The sequence below is a fragment of the Streptomyces sp. CY-1 genome (assembly GCF_047218265.1).
Classification (GTDB): domain Bacteria; phylum Actinomycetota; class Actinomycetes; order Streptomycetales; family Streptomycetaceae; genus Streptomyces; species Streptomyces niphimycinicus.
The window spans coordinates 8076889-8098372 of record NZ_CP178393.1 but is presented as its reverse complement, the minus strand read 5'-3'; the positions used below and the strand labels follow the sequence as shown (position 1 = coordinate 8098372).

The following is a 21484-nucleotide window of genomic DNA, read 5'->3' as shown; positions in this document are numbered from 1 at the left end:
ACTACCCAGAGTGATGACTAACAGGCCGAAAAGCTAGGGGAATTCAGGAATCTGTTGACAACAGTTGCGGTGTGGATAACTTTTTCACTACGGAGAGTGACGAAGCGGAGGGTTAGGGGGCCTGCGGGCCATCCGAGATAACGGTTCACCGGCAGAGCGCCCGTTCACTGTCATAGTCCCCCGTTCACCGCCAGACCCCCCATTCACCGCCAAAGACCCCGTTCGCGGTCAGCGCCTCTTCACGATCAGGGCCCGTTCGCGGTCAGCGCCCTCCGTTCACCGGAAAGCGCCCCTCGTTCCGGTCGATCTTCGCCGAGAGCGCCGCGAGCGCGTCGATCCCCAGCACCTCGCAGAACTGGAGCAGATACGCCAGCACATCGGCGACCTCGTCCTCCACCCGGGCCGCCGCGCCCTCGTCCTCCATCACCCGCGCCGACTGCTCCGGCGTCAGCCACTGGAAGATCTCCACCAGCTCCGACGCCTCGACGCTCAGCGCCGCCGCGAGGTTCTTGGGGGTGTGGTACTGCTGCCAGTCGCGCGCCGCCGCGAAGGCGGCCAGCCTGCGCTGTAGCGCCGCCACATCCAGGCCGTCGGTCCGGCCGTCGCTTCGGTCGCCGGTCCGGCTGTCGGTTCGTCGCTCGCTCTCATGGGACTCGCTCACGCCCCAGGTCTACCACCGTGACGGGGGCATCCCCGACCGCCCCCGTCACGTCCCCCACCGTCCCCACGAGCCGGATGTGCCCCCGTGCGCACATCCGGGCCGCCACCCCCAGGAGCTCCCGCGCCTGCCGCCGGTCCAGACACCGGTCGAAACCGTCGGCCAGCACGGTCAGCACCTGCCGCGCGGGGAGCACATCGGCCGCCGGGTCCACGGCCAGCACCCCGGGCCCGGTCAGCAGCACGAGCGCGAGCGCGAGATAGCGCAACTCGCCGTCGCCCAGCCGCTCCACGGGCATCGCGCCGAGCTCCCCCTGCTCGACCAGGGCCCGCACCACCCCGTCCGCGTGCCCCTCGGTGACCAGGCCCTCCACCGGCCCGACGCACCCCGCGCGGACCGCCGCGACCAGCGCCGCATGGCGCGTGCCGCACTCCCGGCTGGTCCGCCGCAGCACCGCCGCCAGGTTCTCGCAGCCGCCGCGCAGCCGCCCGTCCCTCGGCACCGCCGGCGCCCGCATCCGCTCCGGCCGCGGATCGCAGGGGAAGACCGAGCGCAGCGCGATGACCACCTGCTCGGCGGCGGCCAGCGCGAGCCGCTGACCCTCCGTCGTGCCCGCGACCCGCAGCGGCAGCAGCGAGGTCGCCAGCCGGTCGTCGGGCAGCGGAGCGCGGGTCACCGCGACCGCCCCCGCCGTATGCCAGGCGGCCTGGACACAGCGCCGCCCCGGGTCGCGCAGCGCCGTCTCCAGCAGCGTCTCCCCCGCCCCCGTCATCCGCTCGCCCACGATGCGCAGTTCGGGCTCGGCCTGTACGGCGACGTCGAGCCGCACGGGCCCGACCGGGCCGTCCACGGTGCAGCCGATACGGAAGCCGCGCCGCCCCTGCCGGTCCGGCCGCGCCCGGCGCGGGATGTACGCGGCCGGGTCGCGGAACACCTCCGCGAGCCGCGCGCCGCCCGCGAGCCGCGCGAGCGCGGCGTACGCCTCCAGCACCCCGGACTTACCGCTGCCGCTCGGACCGGAGATCAGGGTCAGCGGGCCCAGCGCGAAGGCGGCGCGGCGGTGGGTCTTGAAGGCCGACAGCCTCAACTCGGAGACGATGGGCCGCAGTTCGGTCCTGGCGGGCAGGAGCCCGGATGCGCTCATGCTCCGGAACATATCTCTGGCACATACCGCTGAACCGTTACGCCTTCCGTATCTTCCTACCATCGGGGGATAGCCGCTGTGGCTCATGATGACCGAGGGGCGGCGGATGACCGGAGATCCGGGAGTTGTACGGGCGCCCTGACGAGCCGCACGAGGGCATCGACGAGGTGCGGCGGATGGCTTGTCAGGAAGCGGACGGGGCGGTGGGCGGGGTGCCCGCGGCAGGCCGCCACACGCTCCAACTTTGTCAGCAACATGTCAGTCCGCACCACTTCACGACCCGACCGCCAACCGGCACCGGAGACTCTTACGGTGGCCGTCGGCCCGGGCTCGAGAGGTGCCATCAGCACGGATGCTGATACGCGGGCCACTCCCCTAAACCCTTTGGCGGAGGCGCTCTCAGCCCCCAGGTCGATTTCCACGGGGACCCATGGTGCGGCCTGAATAGCTGTCCTAGCGTGCCCCTTACTGGAACCTTAAATCCCTAAGGAGCGTCATGTTCGGGCGAATAGGACGGTTTTCCGTCCACCGTCCATGGCTGGTCGTCGCGTTGTGGGTCATCGCGGCGGTCGGCCTGGCCATCCTGGCCCCACCGCTGAAGTCCAGCACCGACCAGGCCGACTTCCTGCCGTCGCGCTATGAGTCGGTGAAGGTCACCAAGCTCCAGGAGCATGCGTTCCCGCAGCAGGAGAGCGCGGCCGCCATCCTGGTCTACCAGCGGTCGGACGGCGGAAAGCTCTCCGAGGCCGACAAGGCCGCCGTCACCAAGGCGACCGCGGGGTTCCAGGACAAGAAGTACGAGACCTTCAAGTCCGTGGTGACCACGCCCGAGGCCGTCTCCAAGGACGGCAAGATGGCGCTGGCCAACATCTACTCGACCAAGAAGGACGTCTACGACGAGGACACCCAGCAGTCGATCAAGGACCTCCGCGAGGACCGCGACACGCTGCTGAAGGGCACCTCGCTCAAGGTCGATGTGACCGGTCCTGCGGCCTCGGGGCTCGATGCCACCGAGTCCTCGGGTGACACCGACGCCATGATCATGATGGCCACCCTGGTCCTGATCATCGTGCTGCTCGGCGCCATCTTCCGCAGTCCGCTCATCGCGCTGATGCCCGTGCTGATGATCCTGGTGATGTTCATCATGGCCCAGGGTCTGATCGCCACCGCCAGCGACTGGTTCGGACTCGAGGCCGACAGCAGCGTGTCCGCGATCCTGATCGTGGTGCTGTTCGGCGTCGGCACGGACTACATGCTGTTCCTGCTGTTCCGCTACCGCGAACATCTCCGTAAGGGCCAGCAGCCCAAGGAGGCCCTGGTCGACGCGGTCACCCGGGTCGGCGAGACCATCGCCTCGGCGGCCGGTGCGGTCATCGTGGCCTTCCTCGCCCTGGTGCTGTCGACGATGGGCAGTCTGCGTGCCATGGGGCCCTCGCTGGCGATCTCCGTCGCGGTGACGCTCGTGGCGGCCCTCACCCTGGTCCCAGCGGTGTTCTCGCTGCTGGGGACGAAGGCGTTCTGGCCGTCCAAGGCATGGAAGAAGGCCCCCCGCAACCGGCTCGCCAACGGCGCCGGCTCCCTGGTGTCGCGCCGTCCCGGGCTGATCGCCGCGGTGTCCGCCGGTGTGCTGGCGGTCCTCGCGGTGGGTGCGCTCGGCTTCAAGGCCCAGTTCGACACGGACAGTACGCTCCCCAAGGACCTGGAGTCCGTCCATGCCATGGCGGAGCTCCAGAAGAGCTTCTCGGCCGGCGAGTCCGACCCGAGCCTGGTCTACGTCCAGTCGAACGGCGGCAAACTGGACGCCTCGGCGCTGACCGGGTTCCGGCAGAAGCTGACGGCGGTCGAGGGCGTCGGCGAGGTCTCCCCCGCCGTGCTCAACCCCAAGGGCGACGTGGCCCAGTTCAGCGTGGTGCTGAAGTACCGGCCCGCCTCCGACAAGGCCATCGAGCTGGTCTCCGGGGAGCTGCGGGACACCGCGCACGGCTCCGCGCCCGAGGGCTCCAAGGCCCTGGTGGGCGGGTCGACCGCGGTGCTGGCCGATATCGAGGACGCGGTCAACCACGACTACCGGCTGGTGTTCCCGGTCGCGGGCCTGGCCATCATGCTGATCCTCGGCCTGCTGCTGCGCAGCGTGGTGGCGCCGCTGTATCTGATGCTCGCCGTCGGCCTCGGCTTCGCCGCGACCCTGGGCTCCACGGTCTGGCTGTTCCAGAACGTCCGGGGCGAGGACGGCCTGCTCTTCATGCTGCCGATCATCGTCTATCTCTTCGTGGTGGCGATCGGCACGGACTACAACATCCTCATGGTGGCACGGCTGCGGGAGGAGGTCAGGAAGGGCAAGACGCCGACCGAGGCGGCCCGGCTCGCGGTGTCCCAGTCGGCGCCGACGATCGGTTCGGCCGCCATCATCCTGGCGGGCACCTTCGGTGTGCTGATGCTGGCCAGCAACACCATGCTCCAGCAGATGGGCTTCGCCGTGGCCTTCGGCATCCTGCTCACCGCGTTCATCATGGCGCTGCTGCTGGTGCCGACGGTGACCGCGATGCTCGGCTCCAAGGCGTGGTGGCCCAACCACCGCCACGACTCCCCCGACACGTCCGGCGCCTCCGGCCCCGGGCGGGCCGAGGAGCCCGATGCGGCGGGCGAGACCGTACGGGTGTGACCTGACACGCCCGAACGACCCGGTGGCCCTTCGCGACATCGTCGCGGAGGGCCACCGGTGCGAGAGGCGGTCCCCGACGCCGAGCACAAAGCCGATCGCAACGCACCGAAGAAGCTGATCGCAGCGCACAGAAGGACAGCTCGATGGACCGGTGGGACCAGGTGGGGCGGCTGGCCGCGTACGGAAGCGCCGCCGCCATGGCACCGTATGCCATGATCAAGGTGTCGTGGGTGGTCGGCTCGCTGCTCGGACTGGCGCCGGTCGGGGCCGGGTTCGGGCTCGTCGAGTGGGTGGTGCTCAACACGGTGACGGTCGGCATGGCGGCCGTCGGGATCACTCTCGGGCTGGCGCTGGCCCGGCCCTGGGGGATGCGGCTGCCCGGGGTGCCGCTGGTGTTCTGCGCCTGGGTCGGCGCGGGGTTCCTGGTGTCGATGCTGCCGTACGCGCTGGCCGACTCGCTGCTGTCGGAGCCGGACACCTCCGGGGGCGACAACGACCCCAAGATGCCCGGCTGGGAGGCGGCGCTGATCCAGTTCGGCTTCATCGGCATGGGCCTGGGCCTCACCCTCGCGCTCCCCGCCTATCTGCGCAGGCGCTGGCCGGAGGCGTTCACCGGCCGGGGCGGCGGGCCCTCACCGCTCGGCCGGGCGGCCGTGGCGCTCGGTGCCGCCGTCGGGCTGATGTGGCTGTACTGGGCGGCGGGCGGCACCACCGGGCTCGCCCACCCCGCCGAGGGTCGCGCCCCCTGGCGACTGCTGTGCGGGATCTGCGGCACGTGGGCGCTGGTCGCCGCGTTCGCCGTGGCACGACCGGGCCGCGAAGGACCAGGACGGCTCCCCCGCTGGCTGCCGTCGGTCCTCGGCTGGCTCGGCTCGGGCTCGCTCTTCGCGTGGAGCGGCTGGAAACTGCCCCTCACGCTGTACGTCGCGCTCGCGGCGCCCCCGGACGTCGCGCTCCCCGAGCGGTTGGGCCTCGCGATCACCCTGCACCTGTGCGCCGTCGTGGCGGGTGGCGCGATGATGTGGACGCTCACCCGGGGCCCGTCCCCGACCCGCCCGGAAGTGGCCGCCGCCCCGCCCGGCTGATGCCGCGCGGGCACGCCGAGGCCGGGGCCGCCCGCCTCAGCGCCCCTCGCGCGTGGGCTCCAGCACCGCCACGCACTCCACATGGTGGGTGACCGGGAAGAGGTCGAAGGCGCGGGTGCGGCGCGGGGAGTAGCCCTCCTCGCGGAAGTACTTCAGGTCGCGGGCGAGTGCCGCCGGGTCGCAGGCGACGTAGGCGATGCGGCGGGCACCCAGGGCCGCGAGGCGGGTCACCGTCTCCTTGCCGGCGCCCGCGCGGGGCGGGTCCAGGACGATGAGGTCGGCCTCGGTGATCCCGGTGCGGGGCAGCACCTGCTCGACCTTGCCGTGCTCGACGCGGACCCGCTCCAGGTCCTGGAGATTGTGCCGGGCGTCCTCCACCGAGCGCTTGCTGGACTCGATGCCCAGCACCGCGCCGCGCTCCCCCACCCGCTCGGCGATCGCGCCCGCGAAGAGGCCGACCCCGCAGTACAGATCGAGGGCCGTCTCGCCCTGGCGGGGCATCAGGCCCTGCATGACGGCCTCGACCAGGACATCCGCCGCCTTGGGGTGGACCTGCCAGAAACCGGCCTCGCCGACCCGCCAGGTGCGGCCCGCCGCGCGCTCGCGGACGAAGGGGCGGCCGTGGACGCGGTGCACCAGACGGGTCCGCTCACGGCCGCGGGACTCGCTGACCCGCAGCACCGAGACCGGCCGGTCCAATTCGACGATCGGCAGCCGGCCGCCGGGGCGCGGGGTGAGGACGACCTGGCGGTCGGAGGAGCCGGTGGCGGCGATGGCCTCCACGGTGGCGATCTGGGGCCATTCGCGCTTCTCGACGCCGAGTTCGGTGACGCCGGGGGCGGCGATCAGGCAGTGGTCGACCGGCTCGACCTCATGCGAGCGGTGGCGGCGCAGTCCGGGCCGGCCCTGCTCGTCCACCGCGTACTGCACCCGGGTGCGCCAGGCCGGGACCTCGCCGCGGGCCACCTTGTCGCCGGGCGCGGGCTCGACCGTGCCGTCCCAGCCCGCCTCCTCGGGGGTGAGTCCCGCCAGCCGGGCGAGCTGCTCGGTGATCACCTCGGCCTTCAGCCTGCGCTGGGCGCCGGGGGCCGCGTGCTGCCAGTCGCAGCCGCCGCATTTGCCGGGGCCGGCGAACGGGCACGGCGCCTCGACCCGGTCCTTGGAGGCGTCCAGCACCCGCACCGCGTCGGCACGCAGGAAGCGCGCGCCCTCCTCGCCCTCGGTCACCCGGGCGACGACCCGCTCACCGGGCAGCGCGTGCCGGACGAAGAGCACCTGGCCCTCGCCGGTCCGGGCGATGCAGTGGCCGCCGTGCGCCACCGGGCCGACCTCGACCTCGTACTCCTCGCCGACCAGCGATGCCTTGGGTTCACTTTGCATGGCGGGTTCAGGCTCCAGAGGGGGTGAGGGGGCGCGGTGGGACAACAGCCCACCAGTCTACGTCGCGCCCGCCCGCACCCCGTCACGCCCTGGTGCCCCGGGACCACGGGCCTACCGTCAGGGAACCTGCGAGGTGACGCCCGGCTTCTCGCCCTTGGGCCCCTTCTCGCCCTTCTCCCGCTTGGCCGGGATCACCGGGCCGCGTCGCACCGCCCCCGGGGCGTTCCACTCGGCCCGCTTGCGCGCCCGCTTCCGGGCCAGCTCGGAGGAGTCGAGCTGCCACGGCACGGAGGTGACCATGACGCCCGGGGTGAACAGCAGCCGCCCCTTGAGCCGCAGCGCGCTCTGGTTGTGCAGCAGATGCTCGTACCAGTGGCCGACCACGTACTCGGGGATGAAGACGGAGACCACATCGCGCGGGCTCTCCCGGCGCAGGCTCTTGACGTAGTCGATGACCGGCCGGGTGATCTCGCGGTAGGGCGAGTCGAGGATCTTCAGCGGCACATCGATGCCGCGCTCCTGCCACACCCGCTGGAGCGCCTTGGTCTCGGCGGGGTCCACATTGATGCTCAGCGCCTCCAGCCGGTGGGAGCGCATCAGCTTGGCGTAGGCCAGGGCGCGCAGCGTCGGCTTGTGGACCTTGGAGACCAGCACCAGGGAGTGCACCCGGGAGGGGCGCACCTCCTCCTCGTCGAGCTGTTCGGTGGCCGCCGCGAGCTCCTCGGAGACGCCGTCGTAGTGGCGCCTGATGGCCGTCATGGTGACGTAGAAGATGACCATGCCGAGCAGGGCGACCCAGGCGCCGTGGGTGAACTTCGTCAGCAGCACCACGACCAGCACCAGGCCGGTGAAGAAGGCCCCGAAGGTGTTGATCGCGCGGGCGCGGACCATCCGGCGGCGGGCGTTCGGGTCCCGCTCGGTGGCCAGATGGCGGTTCCAGTGCCGCACCATGCCGGTCTGGCTGAGGGTGAAGGAGACGAAGACGCCGACGATGTAGAGCTGGATCAGCCGGGTGGAGTCGGCCCCGTAGAGGTAGACCAGGACCGCGGCGGCCGAGGCGAGCAGCACGATGCCGTTGGAGAAGGCGAGCCGGTCGCCGCGGGTGTGGAGCTGGCGGGGCAGATAGCGGTCCTGGGCCAGGATCGAGCCGAGCAGCGGGAAGCCGTTGTACGCGGTGTTGGCGGCCAGGAACAGCACCAGCGCGGTGGCCGCGGCCAGCACCACGAAGAAGAACGAGCCGTCGCCGAAGACCGCGGCCGCGACCTGCGAGATCACCGGGTTCTGGGTGTAGTCGGCGCCGAGCGGGGTGCCGTTCTTCAGCAGGTCCTGCGCGGGGTTCTCGGCCATCTTGACGTTGGTCACCAGGGCCAGCGTGATGATGCCGACGAACATGGTCACGGCGAGGCCGCCCATCAGCGCCAGCGTCGTCGCCGCGTTACGGCTCTTGGGCTTGCGGAAGGCGGGCACGCCGTTGCTGATCGCCTCGACGCCGGTCAGCGCGGCGCAGCCGTCCGAGAACGCGCGCAGCAGCAGGAAGATCAGCGCGAAGCCGGCCAGTCCGGTCTGCTCGGCGTGGACCTCGTAGCCCGCGGTGGGGGCCTTCATGTCGTCACCCAGGACCAGCCCGCGGTAGGCGCCCCACAGGATCATCACGAAGACGCCGCCGACGAAGACATAGGTGGGGATCGCGAAGAGCTTGCCCGACTCCCGTACGCCCCGCAGGTTCATGAGCGTCAGCAGCAGGATGATCCCGACCGCGCACAGTGTCTTGTTCTCGACGAAGAAGGGGACGGCCGAACCGAGGTTCTCCACACCGGAGGAGATCGACACCGCCACCGTGAGGACGTAGTCGACCAGCAGGGCGCTGGCGACCGTCAGACCCGCCTTGGGGCCGAGGTTGGTGGTGGCGACCTCGTAGTCACCGCCCCCGCTGGGGTACGCGTGCACGTTCTGGCGGTACGAGGCGACCACCGTGAACATCAGCACGATGATGGCGATCGTGATCCACGGGCTGTAGTGGTAGGCCGACGCACCCGCCACGGATAGAACGATCATCACCTGCCCCGGCGCATACGCGACGGAGGACAGGGGGTCGGAAGCGAAGACGGGGAGCGCGATGCGCTTGGGGAGGAGAGTCTCCCCCAGCTTGTCGCTGCGCAGGGCCCGCCCGATCAGGATCCGTTTCGGGAGGTCGGTCAGTTTGGACACGCAGAGGATCGTAAGGGGTAGCCGGGGCCCCCGCCCACCCGCCCACCCCCGGGAATAGGGGCGGGCGGGAGCAGTGCGGCGGAGGCGATCAGGCCAGGCGCGCGGGGAGCGTGCGGTGGCCGTTGGAGATGAAGGACTCCACCGGCTCCAGCGGCTCCTGCCCGGATGCGAGCGTGAGCCCCGGGAAGCGGTCGAAGAGCGCCGGGAGCGCGATCGCGGCCTCCAGCCGGCCCAGCGGGGCGCCGACGCACAGATGGACGCCGTGGCCGAACGCCAGATGGCTCTTGAGCCGCCGGGTGACGTCGAAGCGGTCCGCGTCCTCGCCGTGCACCTCCGGGTCGCGTCCGGCGGCCGCGTAGGCGGCCAGGATCGCGTCGCCCTTGCGCAGCACCACGCCGCCGTCCAGCTCGATGTCCTCCACGGCGTAGCGCAGCGGCAGGTTGGCGACCGGGGCGGAGTGCCGCAGCGTCTCCTCGATCACATCGTCCCAGGTGGCCCGGCCGGCCCGGACGTGCTCGAGCTGTTCGGGCCGGGTGAGCAGCGCGTGGATGGCGTTGTCCAGCAGGTTGACCGTGGTCTCATGACCGGCCGAGAGGAACAGGGCGAGGGTGTCGGTCAGCTCCTTCTCGCTGAGCTTGGAGCCGCTCTCCTCGTCCCGCACCGCGATCAGCCCGCTGGTGAGGTCGTCGCCGGGCCGCTCGCGCTTGGTGGCCACCAGCTCGCCGAGGACGGCGTACATCTCGTTGAAGGTGGCGGTGACCTCCTCCGGGGAGGCGGAGGTGTGGAAGATGCTGTCCACGACCCGGCGCATCCGCTCGCGCAGGTTCTCGTCGTCGAGCCCGAACAGCTCGGAGATCACCTGGATCGGCAGCGGGTACGCGTACGCCTCGCGCAGGTCGACCACCTCGCCCGGGGCGGCGGCCAGGTCGTCCAGGAGCGTGGTGCAGATCTCCTCGACGCGCGGCCGCAGGGCGGCGGTGCGCCGGGCGGTGAACGCCTTGGAGACCAGGGTGCGCAGCCGCCGGTGGTCGGCGCCGTAGGCCGTGAACATGTTCTCGACGGCGACCCAGGTGATCAGCGGCCACTCGGGCGTGATCTCACCGTTGATCCACGCGGGCCAGTGCTGCCGGGGGTCCTTGGAGACCCGGGGGTCGGTCAGCAGCTCCTTGAGGGTGCGCTGGCGGGTTATTGCCCACGCCACCACGCCGTCAGGAAGCTCAACAAGCGTCGCCTCGCCGCCTGCGGCGACTCGGGCTGCCTCTCCGGCGATGTCGCGGCCGGCGGGGTCGAGGACGATGGGACGGGATTCCATTGGCTGACTCCAGAGGTCTCGTCGAATCGGACCGGCTCGGACATGGGCGCCGCGAACGGCTCGTGCGCGGCCACCGCTTGGGCGGGGAAGCGCACCGGGAGGGCGACCAGAGCGCGGGCGAAGGGCCCGGTCCGCCAGGTCAGCCGCTCGACGGGGACCGCCAGCTCCATGTCCGGGAGGCGGTCCAGGAGCCGCTCGATGGCCACGGAGGCGATCACCCGGGCGGGCCGCTCGGCGGGGCAGCGGTGGGCGCCCGCGCTCCAGGCCAGATGGGCCCGGTTGCCGGACCGGCGGTCGGAGGCCAGGGACGCCTCGTGGTTGGCCGCGGCGTAGCTGATGAGCACCGGTTCGCCCCTGCGCAGCCGTACGCCCGCCACGTCGCAGTCGTACCGGGGGAACCGGGTGCCGTAGTTGGCCATCGGCGGGTCGTTCCACAGGACCTCGTCCAGCGCGTCCTCGACGGGCATGCTGCCGCCGGACAGCTCACCGGCGAAGCGGTCGTCCGACAGCAGCAGGCGCAGCGCGTTGGCGATCAGATTCTGCTGAGGGTCGGTACCGGCCGCCATCAGCAGGATCATCTGCTGCATCAGCTCGTCGTCGGTGAGCTGCGAGGGATGCGCGATCAGCCAGGAGGTGACGTCGGCGGAGAGCTGCTTGCGCTTGTCCGCCAGCAGGCCGGAGATCCAGTGGAGCAGCGCGTCGTTGGCCGCCGCCGCCTCTTCGCCACTGTCGAAGAGCTTCATCATCGTCTCGACCAGCTTCGGCCCGTCCGCCGGGCGTGCGCCGAAGAGCTGGTTGAAGACCAGCAGCGGGAGCACCGACGCGTACTCGGTGATCAGGTCGGCCTCGCCCCGGGAGGCGAAGGCGTCGATCAGCGTCTCGGCGCTGCGCTCGACGTATTCGCTGAGGGCGTGCGGATCCACCCGGTCCAGGCTGTCGGTGATCGCCCCGCGCAGCCGGGCGTGTGCCTCCCCGTCGGCGAACAGCGCGTTCGGCCGGTACATCAGCATCGGGGCGACCGGGTTGTCCGGCCCCACGCTTCCGTCCTGCATCGCCCGCCAGCCGCGCGGGTCCTTGGCGAACCGCTCGGTGTCGCGCAGGATCTCCAGGCCGAGCGGGTAGCTGGTGACCAGCGAGGCGTACACCCCCGGCGTCAGCTCGACCGGTGCGATCGGCCCATGGGTGGCGCGCATCCGCGCATAGGCGCCGTGCGGGTCGGCGGCGAACTCGGGACCGTACATCGGTACGGCCCCGCTGTGCCCGGTATCGCCCACGGCCTCGGCGGGGCCCGCGTGCGCGGGGCAGCCCGGTGGGGGAACGGGGCCGGCGGCTGGACGGTTGGTCACACGATCTCCTGAGAACTACGGTTCTGCCGGTCCTGTAGGTATTGGACGAGGGCGATCAGCGCGTGGGTGGAGGAGATCCGGTCCCGGGCGTCGCAGGTCACCAGGGGGGTTTCCGGAAGCAGATCGAGGGCCTCCCTGACCTCCGGCTCCGCGAAGCGGGGAGAGCCCTCGAACTGGTTGACGGCGACGGCGTACGGCAGTCCGTGCTCCTCCAGGACGGCCATCACCGGGAAGGACTGCTCCAGCCGCCGGGTGTCGGCCAGGACGAGCGCGCCCAGCGCCCCGTTGGTCATGTCCCGCCACAGCCGGGTGAAGCGCCGCTGTCCCGGCGCGCCGAACAGATAGAGCACCAGGGACTCGCTGAGGGTCAGCCGGCCGAAGTCCATGGCGACGGTGGTGGTCGTCTTGTCCTCGGTGCCCCGCAGATCGTCGATGAGCGCACCGGCCTGCGTCATCGTCTCCTCGGTGCGCAGCGGCCGGATCTCGGACAGCGAGCCCACATAGGTCGTCTTGCCGACGGCGAAGTGCCCGACGACCAGGATCTTCGCCGCCACCCGCACCGTATGGGACAGATAGACCGCCTTGTCGTCAGAGGCGAGCGCGGAGTCCATCGAGCACCTCCTGGAGAAGCTGGGTGTCGGGGATCTCGGCGGCGGGGATCGGGGACCGGGTGGAGACGTGGCCGCTGTCCACGAGGTCGCCGAGCAGGACCTTGGTGACGCTGACGGGCAGCTCCAGGTACCCGGAGACCTCGGCCACCGAGAGCGCACCGCCCAGGCACAGCTCCATGACCCGCCGCTTCTCGGGGCTGAGCCCGGTGAGCGGCCGGTCGGGGTGGGCCATGACCAGGGTCACCAGGTCGAAGGTGTTGCGAGTCGGGTAGGCACGGCCGTCGGTGACCACATACGGCCGTACCAACCCTCGTTCGCGCCGCCCCGGACTCATGCGTGGCTGCCGATCCCCTGCCGCGGGAGGCCCTGCCGCGGCGGGCTGGTGAGCTCCTTGCCGAGCCGGTCGACCAGCTTCTGCATCCGGTAGCTGACCGCCTCCATGTCCACGGCCTCGGTGGCCGAGACCGCCAGATACGCGCCGGGCCCGGCGGCGATCAGGAAGACGTACCCGCCGACGAACTCGACCAGCGTCTGCTGCCAGGGCGTCTCATGCGGATCACAGAACTCGGAGGTGGAGCGGCTGATCGACTGAAGCCCGGAGAGTGCTGCGGCCTGGCGCTCGGCCTCGTCGCGGGCGATGCCCTCGGAGTACGCCCGCAGCATCCCGTCCGCGGAGAGCAGGATCGCGTGCCGTGCCTCCGGCATCTTGACGACCTCGTCGAGCATCCAGCCGAGCTCGTTGTTGAGATGGTCGTTCATGCCTGGCGATTCCCTTCGTCATGGTGAGGGGCGGAGTTCTGGGTGTCGGCACGGCCGGAGCGGGTGCCGCGCGCGAACGCGCCCAACCGCGAGGCGGTTTCCTCCGCCGAACGCGCGCGGTGCGCGCCGGTGTCGTCGGATTCGGCGGCGCCGGTCCGCCCGGCCCCCATGGACCAGTCGGCGGTCGGCGGGGTGGCGGCGGCCTGCCGGCGGCGGCGCTTGGGCAGTCCGCCCTGCGTGGTGCCGTACACGCGGGTGGCCTCGTCGTCGCCCAGGGACGGCTGGGGCGCCGGGGCGGGTGCCGGTGCCGGGGCGGGCGTGGGGGCAGGAGCGGGCGCCGGAGGCGGGGCCTGGGGCGGCACCTGGGCCCGGGGCGGGGTCTGGGCCTCGGCCGGAGCGGCATGTGCCTGCCGCGCTCTTCTGGGGGCGCGGGTACGGCGGGAGGGCAGGGTGTGCAGCGGCTCGGCGCCCTCGGGGTCCTGCGCCGCGGCGGCCGGCCGGCCGTCGGGGTCGATATGGGTGAGCAGCTCGCTCGGGAGGAACAGCACGGCGCGCACACCGCCGTACGGGGACCGGGTGTCCACCGAGACGCTGAAGCCGTACCGCGCGGCCAGCAGGCCCACCACGGCGAAGCCGAACTGCGGCGGGTCGCCGAGCCGGGAGACGTCCACGGCGCGCTGGCCGGAGAGCAGGGCGGCGGCCCGCTGGACCTCCAGGCCGTCCATGCCCACACCGGCGTCGTCGATCACGATGCAGGCCCCGTTGTGCACCGGCTGGAGGCTGACCTCGACCGAGGTGTTGGGCTGCGAGTGGCGGGCGGCGTTGTCCAGCAGCTCGGCGACCGCGAGCACGACGGGCTCCACGGACCGGCTCACCACGGCGACGTCGATCAGCGCGTGCACCTGCACCCGCTGGTAGTCGCGGATCCGCGACTTGGAGCCGCGGACGACATCGGTCAGCGAGGAGGCCAGCCGCTGACGGCCGGGCCAGGAACCGCAGAGCACGGCGATGGCCTGGGCGCGCCGGCCGAACTGGGCGTTGGCGTGGTCGATCTCCAGCAGGTCCCGCAGCACATCGGGGTTGTCGTGCCGCTCCTGCATCTCGGAGATGGACACCTGCTGCTCGTTGGCGAGTCCCTGGACGGCTCGCATGGACGCCTTGAGCGCCGCCTTGGCGGAGGCGTCGGCGCGCGTCTGTGCCTTGTCCACCGCGCGGGTGAACTGTTCCATGACGGCGTGCAGGCTCTGCGCGAAGGCCGTACCGGCCAGTTTCTCGTCCCGCAGGCCCGGCAGCGGGCCGGGCTGGCTCAGCACATCGGCGATCGAGGGGAGCCGTACGTCGACGAGGTGCTGCACCTCCTCGTCACGGGAGCGCAGGCTGTCCTCGAGAGTGGCGTTTCGCCTGCGGACTCCGGCGGTGATCTGCCGCTGGCGGATCAGAAGCACCAGGACGACGAGAAGCGCGGCGGCCAGACACCAGCTCACCGCCTCCGTTATGTGATCAGTCATCAGGAACCTCGTGCAGAAGAACGCGGGCGCGGAAGGAACGATTCAGAGCCCTGATGTCCCGTCCGGAAACGGAATACGGCGATCATCTTAGCCATGTTGTGACCTAGTATCCGACGCCCGTGACAAAGTTCGAACCAGCGGCAATCGCTCGGCATTTGTCATGTGGTTTCGGTGAAGATCCGGGATTTCAGGCAAAGATGAAGGGTTGCGACCACCGATGAAGCGCCGTAACCCGGGCCCACCGTAGTCGTCGAGGCTGATCACCAACAGCCTTTTCACTCCGCGTCCGCAACCGGAAATGATCGTTGCCCTTCGCTGTCCAGTGCCTTCTCTGTGCTTCTGCGATCACCTCCGACCGCCTCCCCGCATCGCCGATCATCGCGGGAACTTTCCCGCTATGTCATACGTCACCACGTTCATCTCCCGACCGTCGCGCGCGGACGAGGGAGCGGGCCGCCGGTGCGGATACGGTTGGGTACAGGTGCCGCGGCGGCCGACTCCCGTCGTCCCCGGGCACCGGCATCGGGGTCCCGCCCCGCTGTCGCCCCGTAGGTCCTGGAAGGAAGATGTGAGCAGGGTGTTTGCGCAGGTCGGCACGGTCATCTGGAGTGCGGGGTAAGACGCATGCATATCGTGATCATGGGCTGTGGCCGGGTGGGCGCGGCCCTCGCCCAGACCCTGGAGCAACAGGGGCACACGGTCGCGGTCGTCGACCAGGACCCCACCGCCTTCCGCCGCCTGGGTGCGGGCTTCGGCGGGCGCCGGGTGACCGGCGTCGGCTTCGACCAGGACACCCTGCGCGAGGCGGGCATCGAGGAGGCCGGGGCCTTCGCCGCGGTGAGCAGCGGTGACAACTCCAACATCATCGCGGCCCGGGTGGCCCGCGAGATGTTCGGGGTGGAGAACGTGGCGGCCCGTATCTACGACCCCCGCCGCGCCGAGGTCTACCAGCGCCTCGGCATCCCGACCGTGGCCACGGTGCGCTGGACGGCCGACCAGATGCTGCGGCGGCTGCTGCCGTCCGGTGCGGAGCCGCATTGGCGGGACCCCAGCGGCGGGGTGCAGCTCGCCGAGGTGCACATCTCCCCCTCATGGGTGGGCCACAAGGTCAGCGTGCTCCAGGAGGAGACCGGAGTGCGGGTCGCGTTCCTCACCCGGCTCGGCGAGGCGATGCTGCCGACCTCCGGGACGGTGCTTCAGGAGGGCGACCTGGTGCATGTGATGATGCGCACCGACGAGGTGGAGAAGGTCGAGGCAGCCTTCGAAAAGGGCCCTGAGGAGGCGAACCGATGAGGGTTGCCATTGCGGGTGCGGGCGCCGTGGGGCGTTCCATCGCGAGCGAGCTGCTGGAGAACGGGCACGAGGTGCTCCTCATCGACAAGGCGCCGACCGCCATCTCGGTGGAGCGGGTGCCGCAGGCCGAGTGGCTGCTGGCCGACGCGTGCGAGATCACCTCGCTGGACGAGGCGGCCCTCCAGCGCTGCAATGTGGTCATCGCGGCCACCGGTGACGACAAGGTCAATCTGGTCGTCTCGCTGCTCGCCAAGACCGAGTACGGGGTGCCCCGGGTGGTCGCCCGGGTCAACAACCCCAAGAACGAGTGGCTGTTCAACGAGGCATGGGGCGTCGATGTCGCCGTCTCCACCCCGCGTCTGATGTCGGCGCTGGTCGAGGAGGCGGTGAGCGTCGGCGATCTGGTGCGGCTGCTCCGCTTCAGCCACGGCGACGCCAACCTGGTGGAGCTGACGCTGCCGCCGGAGGCGGCGCTGGTGGGCACCCGGGTCGGCGATGTGGAGTGGCCGGAGGACACCACGCTGGTCACCATCATCCGCGGCACCCGCGTGCTGACCCCGAACAAGGACGATGTGCTGGAGGCCGGTGACGAGCTGCTGTTCGTCGCGGCACAGGCGCGCGAGGAGCAGCTCGAGCAGTTGCTGTCCGTCCAGCGCCAGGACGCCGCGGTCTCAGTGGCTTCAGTGCCGGGGCGGTGGCTGCCGGTCGGCCGATTCGGTACGCGCCTCGGACACGATCTGGTCGGTCCACTCCGAGAGCACCGGATCGGCGGCGGCCGCGCCAACCTGGGACTTCCGCTCCCGCTCGGCCTTCTCCTCCGCCTCCATCTCCGCGATCACATCGATCGGCGGCGGGGCCTTCGCGAGGAAGATCCAGGTCAGATAGACACAGAGCAGGAACGGCGGAATGCCGAGCGCGACCTTCACCCAGCCGAGCTGGGTGGCGTCCCCCCACCAGTAGAGCGGGAACAGCACCGCCGACTTGGCCAGCAGAATCAGCCCCCACGCCCAGGTGGACCGGGTGTAGGCGCGGAACCGGCCGGGGTTACGGGTGCGCCAGGAGAGGTTCTCCTTCAGCATCGGCCCGAGCAACACCCCGATCAGCGGAAAGCGGAAGATCGCCGAGAGAATGTAGGCGATCGCCAGGCCCAGGGTGTAGAGCATGCCCGGCAGATAGAAGTTCTTCGCGTCGCCGGACATCATCGCGAAGATCGCGCCGAACGCGACCCCGAACACCCCGCTGAAGGCGTGCTTCAGCGTCTCCTTGCGCACCAGCCGGGCGACCGCCAGCAGCACGGTGAGACCGAGCGCGGCGATCGCGGCGAGGTGGATGTCGCGGTTGATCGTGTACAGCAGAACGAAGACCAGACCGGGGACGGTGGTGTCCACCATGCCCCGCACCCCGCCGAACGCCTCCAGGAGCGCGGTGTCCGCCGCCGCCCTGCTGTCGGCGGCGGCGCTTCGGTGCCCGGTCGGGGTCGTCTTGTCGTCTGGCGTCACCGGCTACTCCTGTCCGAGCGGTCGGAGTTCGTACTTCGGATTGAACAGCACCCGGCGCCCATGGCTCATGGAGATCCGGCCCGAGGCGATCAGCTTGCGCCCCGGTTCTATCCCGATGATGGAGCGACGGCCCAGCCACACCACGTCCAGCGCGGCGGTGCCGTCGAAGAGCTCCGCCTCCAGCGCGGGCACTCCGGCCCGCGGTCTGAGCGTCACCGTGCGCAGCGTGCCCGTCACCTTGACGATCTGACGGTCGCCGCAGTCGCCGATCTTGGTGCAGCCCGCGGCCTCCGCGTCCTGCTGGAGCTCGGCGGAGTGCAGTTCCTCCTGGGAGCTCGACAGCCGGTCCAGCATCCGCCGGAACCGGCCGACCGGTTTGTCGGACCTGACTCCCCTGTCGGCCCCGTCGGAGGGGTGGGGTACGGAACTCATACGGCCAGCGTACCGGTGCGCCGACGCCGAAACGCCGTCCCGCACTCATCGCCCGCCCCACTCACCGCTCGAACCGGTAGCCCATCCCCGGCTCGGTGACGAAGTGCCGCGGATGCGAGGGATCGGCCTCCAGCTTGCGGCGCAACTGCGCCATATAGACCCGCAGATAGTTGCTCTCGGTGCCGTACGAGGGGCCCCAGACCTCCTGAAGCAACTGCTTCTGGCTGACCAGGCGGCCGGCGTTGCGCACCAGGACCTCCAGCAGATGCCATTCGGTGGGCGTCAGCCGCACATCGCGGCCGTCGCGATGGGCCTTCTTGGCGGCCAGGTCGACGGTGAACGCGTCGGTCTCCACCACCGCCGAGTCGTCCGGCTGCCCGGCGGGCTCGGCACGGCGGACGGCCGCGCGCAGCCGGGCGAGCAGCTCGTCCATGCCGAACGGCTTGGTGACGTAGTCGTCCGCCCCGGCGTCGAGGGCCTCGACCTTCTCGTCCGAGGTCTGACGGGCGGAGAGCACCAGGATCGGCACCCGGGTCCAGCCCCGGAGCCCCTTGATCACCTCCACCCCGTCCATATCGGGCAGGCCGAGGTCGAGCACGATCACATCGGGATGGCGAGCGGCTGCCAGCCGGAGCGCGGTGGCGCCGTCCGCGGCGGCGTCGACCTCGTACTTGCGCGCCTTCAGGTTGATCACGAGGGCGCGTACGATCTGCGGCTCGTCGTCGACCACAAGCACCCGGTTCATGTGGCGGGCCTGCCTTTCCGTGTCGTTGTGCCTGACGTGGAGCCGACCTGGACCGGGAAGCCGGGGTCGACCGGCGGGCGGCCCGCGGCGACACCCAGCGTGAGCACCATGGTCATACCGCCGCCCGGGGTGTCCTCGGCGGTCAGCCGGCCGCCCATGGCCTCGGCGAAGCCGCGGGCGACGGCCAGCCCGAGGCCGACCCCGGCGCCACGCGGGGCGTCCCCGTACCGCTGGAAGGGCTCGAAGATGCGGTCCTTCTCGCTGTCCGGCACGCCCGGGCCGCCGTCGGCCACCCGCAGCTCCACCCGGTCGCCGAGGGCGCTCGCGGAGACCAGCACGGGGCGGTCCGGCGGGCTGTACTTCACCGCGTTCTCCACGATGTTGGCGACGCCGCGCTCCAGCAGCCCGGGGTCGACCGCGACCATCGGCAGCTCCTCGGGGATGTCGAGGGTGACCTTGGCCATGGGGACGCCGACGAGCGCCATCGGCACCACCTCGTCCAGGTCGATCTCCCGGATGAGCGGGGTGACGGTGCCGGTCTGGAGCCGGGACATGTCCAGGAGGTTGCCCACCAGGTGGTCCAGCCGGTCGGCGCCGTCCTCGATGCCCTCCAGCAGCTCGGCCTCGTCCTCCTCCGACCAGGCGACGTCATCGGAGCGCAGGGAGCTCACGGCCGCCTTGATGGCCGCGAGCGGGGTGCGCAGATCGTGGCTGACGGCGGCGAGCAGCGCGGTGCGGATGCGGTTCCCCTCGGCCAGCTCACGGGCCTGCCCGGCCTGCTGGGCCAGCCGCTGCCGGTCGAGGACGACGGCGGCCTGGGCGGCGAAGGCGGCGAGCACCCGGCGGTCCTCGGCGGGCAGAACCCGGCCGGAGAGCGCGAGCGCCATATGGTCGCCGACCGGCATGTCCACCTCCGCGTCCTCGGGCCGTTCGGGCGCCGGGGTGCCCTCGTGGCTGCCGACGCTGCCCGCGCAGGTCCAGGGGGCGACATCGCTCTCCCGCTCCAGCAGCGCCACCGAGTCCATGGCGAACGTCTCGCGGACCCGCTCCAGCAGCGCCTCCAGGCTGGTCTCGCCGCGCAGCACGCTGCCCGCGAGGAACGACAGTATCTCGGACTCGGCCCGCAGCCGGGCGGCCTGGTGGGTGCGGCGGGCGGCGAGATCGACCACGGAGGCCACACAGACGGCGACCGCCACGAAGATCGCTATGGCGACGATGTTCTCGGGGTCGGCGATGGTCAGGGTGTGGGTCGGCGGGGTGAAGTAGTAGTTGAGCAGCAGCGAGCCGACGGCCGCCGAGGCGAGGGCGGGCACCATGCCGCCCAGCAGGGCGGCCAGCACATTGAGGAACAGGAAGAGCAGCACCTCGTTGGCGAAGCCGGGCCCGGCCTCGGAGGCGAGGGTGGCGCCGGTGCCGGTGAGCAGCAGGGTGAGCAGGGCCGGTCCGGCCACCCCGACCACCCAGCCCGCGATCAGCCGGGAGCGGCCGAGCCGGGCGCCGCGCGCCACCGGCAGCCCGCGGCCCTTGGCGACCTCGTCATGGGTGACGATGTGGACGTCCAGGTCGGGCCCGGAGTCACGGGCGACCATGGTGCCCACCCCGGGTCCGAAGACGTACTGCCAGGTCTTGCGGCGGCTGGAGCCCAGCACGATCTGGGTCGCGTTGACACCGCGGGCGAACTCCAGCAGCGCCCCCGGGATGTCCTCCCCTATGACGTGGTGGAAGGTCCCGCCGAGGTCCTCCACCAGGGTGCGCTGGACCGCCAGCTCCTTGGGGGAGGCCGAGGTCAGGCCGTCGCTGCGGGCGATGTAGACGGCGAGGATCTCGCTGCCGGAGCCCTTGGCCGCCATCCGGGCGGCGCGGCGGATCAGGGTCCGTCCCTCCGGGCCGCCGGTCAGCCCGACGACGATGCGCTCACGCGCCTGCCAGGTGGAGCGGATGGAGTGCTCGTCGCGGTACTGCTGGAGGTATTCGTCGACCCGGTCGGCGGTCCACAGCAGGGCCAGCTCGCGCAGCGCGGTCAGGTTCCCGGGCCGGAAGTAGTTCGAGAGCGCGGCGTCGACCTTGTCGGGCGCGTAGATGTTGCCGTGCGCCATACGGCGGCGCAGCGCCTGGGGCGACATGTCGACCAGCTCGATCTGGTCGGCCCGGCGCACCACCTCGTCCGGGAGGGTCTCCCGCTGGCGCACCCCCGTGATCGACTCCACGACGTCGCCCAGCGACTCCAGGTGCTGGATGTTGACGGTGGAGACCACGTCGATGCCCGCGCGCAGCAGCTCCTCGACGTCCTGCCAGCGCTTTTCGTTGCGGGAGCCGGGGACGTTGGTGTGGGCCAGCTCGTCGACGAGCGCGATGGCGGGGCGGCGCGCCAGCACCGCGTCCACGTCCATCTCGGTGAAGGTGCTCCCCCGGTACTCCAGCTCCCGGCGGGGCACCTCCTCGAGCCCGTGCATCATCACCTGGGTACGGCGACGGCCATGGTGCTCCACGAAGCCGACCACGAGGTCCGCGCCCCGCTCGACCCGGCGATGCCCCTCGGACAGCATCGCGTATGTCTTGCCCACGCCCGGTGCCGCACCGAGGTAGATCCGCAACTTTCCGCGTCCCATACCCCTATTTTCCCTGTTGGACGGCGCCTGAGCTCATGGCGAGCTGCCAGAGGGCGACGCTTTTAGAGCAAACCCCGTCCCCGGCCGGGCCGGCCGTTCCTTGACGGCTCCCTTACGGTCGTCGGCGCCGTCTTGACGCTCCTTTGACGCCCGGCCGTCCAACCCTTAGGGAGCCCATGCGAAAAGCCGGTGGGCCGTACTCCGCAGAGAAGAGTACGGCCCACCGGCAGACG

Annotated in this window: 17 protein-coding genes and 1 pseudogene; 4 read left to right on the top strand and 14 right to left on the bottom strand. The window is 71.1% G+C overall.

The annotated features are described in order from the left end of the window. Window positions 1–262: 262 nt before the first annotated feature. Both ACK1X7_RS34835 and ACK1X7_RS34830 read right to left on the bottom strand, forming a co-directional pair. Entirely contained in the window at window positions 263–586 is a 324-nt protein-coding gene (locus tag ACK1X7_RS34835) for a nucleotide pyrophosphohydrolase (protein ID WP_385144187.1), read from the bottom strand. Window positions 587–644: 58 nt separating this feature from the next. Continuing rightward, entirely contained in the window at window positions 645–1802 is a 1158-nt protein-coding gene (locus ACK1X7_RS34830) for an ATP-binding protein (RefSeq protein ID WP_390792740.1), read from the bottom strand. 496 nt (window positions 1803–2298) lie between these two features. Between ACK1X7_RS34830 and ACK1X7_RS34825 the strand changes: the two genes are divergently transcribed. After that, on the top strand, window positions 2299–4464 hold the full coding sequence (locus ACK1X7_RS34825; protein WP_390792739.1) for an MMPL family transporter: 2166 nt from the start codon (window positions 2299–2301) through the stop codon (window positions 4462–4464). 143 nt (window positions 4465–4607) lie between these two features. Beyond that, the gene (locus ACK1X7_RS34820; protein ID WP_390792738.1) at window positions 4608–5549 is read left to right on the top strand and encodes a hypothetical protein; all 942 of its coding nucleotides are present in this window, start codon (window positions 4608–4610) and stop codon (window positions 5547–5549) included. A gap of 36 nt (window positions 5550–5585) precedes the next feature. Here ACK1X7_RS34820 and ACK1X7_RS34815 read toward each other — a convergent pair whose 3' ends face one another. The 8 genes from ACK1X7_RS34815 to ACK1X7_RS34780 all read right to left on the bottom strand — a co-directional run bounded on the left by ACK1X7_RS34815 (window position 5586) and on the right by ACK1X7_RS34780 (window position 14673). Beyond that, entirely contained in the window at window positions 5586–6929 is a 1344-nt protein-coding gene (locus ACK1X7_RS34815) for a class I SAM-dependent RNA methyltransferase (RefSeq protein WP_385144171.1), read from the bottom strand. 117 nt (window positions 6930–7046) lie between these two features. Continuing rightward, on the bottom strand, window positions 7047–9137 hold the full coding sequence (locus ACK1X7_RS34810; protein ID WP_390792736.1) for an APC family permease: 2091 nt from the start codon (window positions 9135–9137) through the stop codon (window positions 7047–7049). Between the two features lie 88 nt (window positions 9138–9225). Then, the gene (locus ACK1X7_RS34805) at window positions 9226–10341 is read right to left on the bottom strand and encodes a cytochrome P450 family protein (protein WP_385144167.1); all 1116 of its coding nucleotides are present in this window, start codon (window positions 10339–10341) and stop codon (window positions 9226–9228) included. Next, window positions 10323–11795 carry a cytochrome P450 gene (locus tag ACK1X7_RS34800; protein WP_390792735.1) on the bottom strand — a complete coding sequence of 491 codons (1473 nt, stop codon included), beginning with the start codon at window positions 11793–11795 and terminating at the stop codon, window positions 10323–10325. The genes ACK1X7_RS34805 and ACK1X7_RS34800 overlap by 19 nt, the downstream gene beginning before the upstream one ends. Further along, window positions 11792–12406 carry a GTP-binding protein gene (locus tag ACK1X7_RS34795; protein ID WP_385144164.1) on the bottom strand — a complete coding sequence of 205 codons (615 nt, stop codon included), beginning with the start codon at window positions 12404–12406 and terminating at the stop codon, window positions 11792–11794. Before ACK1X7_RS34795 ends, ACK1X7_RS34800 begins: the two co-directional genes overlap by 4 nt. Then, entirely contained in the window at window positions 12384–12740 is a 357-nt protein-coding gene (locus ACK1X7_RS34790) for a DUF742 domain-containing protein (RefSeq protein ID WP_385144163.1), read from the bottom strand. The genes ACK1X7_RS34795 and ACK1X7_RS34790 overlap by 23 nt, the downstream gene beginning before the upstream one ends. Next, a complete protein-coding gene (locus ACK1X7_RS34785; RefSeq protein ID WP_211123298.1) occupies window positions 12737–13165 on the bottom strand; it encodes a roadblock/LC7 domain-containing protein in 429 nt (142 codons plus the stop codon). The genes ACK1X7_RS34790 and ACK1X7_RS34785 overlap by 4 nt, the downstream gene beginning before the upstream one ends. Next, window positions 13162–14673, bottom strand: a complete 1512-nt coding sequence (locus ACK1X7_RS34780) for an ATP-binding protein (protein WP_385144161.1) — start codon at window positions 14671–14673, stop codon at window positions 13162–13164. The genes ACK1X7_RS34785 and ACK1X7_RS34780 overlap by 4 nt, the downstream gene beginning before the upstream one ends. A 624-nt stretch (window positions 14674–15297) precedes the next feature. Here ACK1X7_RS34780 and ACK1X7_RS34775 point away from each other — a divergent pair. Together ACK1X7_RS34775 and ACK1X7_RS34770 are read left to right on the top strand one after the other, a co-directional pair. Further along, complete coding sequence (locus ACK1X7_RS34775) at window positions 15298–15966, top strand: potassium channel family protein (protein WP_059141662.1); 669 nt, start codon at window positions 15298–15300, stop codon at window positions 15964–15966. Beyond that, window positions 15963–16634: pseudogene (locus tag ACK1X7_RS34770) on the top strand (potassium channel family protein); the annotation flags it as partial. The gene ACK1X7_RS34775 and the pseudogene ACK1X7_RS34770, both read left to right, overlap by 4 nt. 12 nt (window positions 16635–16646) lie before the next feature. On the opposite strand, the gene ACK1X7_RS34765 reads toward ACK1X7_RS34770, so the two are convergent. The 4 genes from ACK1X7_RS34765 to ACK1X7_RS34750 form a co-directional block, all read right to left on the bottom strand. Further along, window positions 16647–17465, bottom strand: a complete 819-nt coding sequence (locus tag ACK1X7_RS34765) for a DUF3159 domain-containing protein (protein WP_385144159.1) — start codon at window positions 17463–17465, stop codon at window positions 16647–16649. Window positions 17466–17468: 3 nt separating this feature from the next. Beyond that, window positions 17469–17897, bottom strand: coding sequence for an OB-fold nucleic acid binding domain-containing protein (locus ACK1X7_RS34760; protein WP_014055423.1), 429 nt, complete (start codon window positions 17895–17897; stop codon window positions 17469–17471). Between the two features lie 61 nt (window positions 17898–17958). Continuing rightward, a complete protein-coding gene (locus ACK1X7_RS34755) occupies window positions 17959–18642 on the bottom strand; it encodes a response regulator (RefSeq protein WP_361494890.1) in 684 nt (227 codons plus the stop codon). Further along, the gene (locus ACK1X7_RS34750; protein ID WP_413116106.1) at window positions 18639–21251 is read right to left on the bottom strand and encodes an ATP-binding protein; all 2613 of its coding nucleotides are present in this window, start codon (window positions 21249–21251) and stop codon (window positions 18639–18641) included. Before ACK1X7_RS34750 ends, ACK1X7_RS34755 begins: the two co-directional genes overlap by 4 nt. Window positions 21252–21484: the final 233 nt, after the last annotated feature.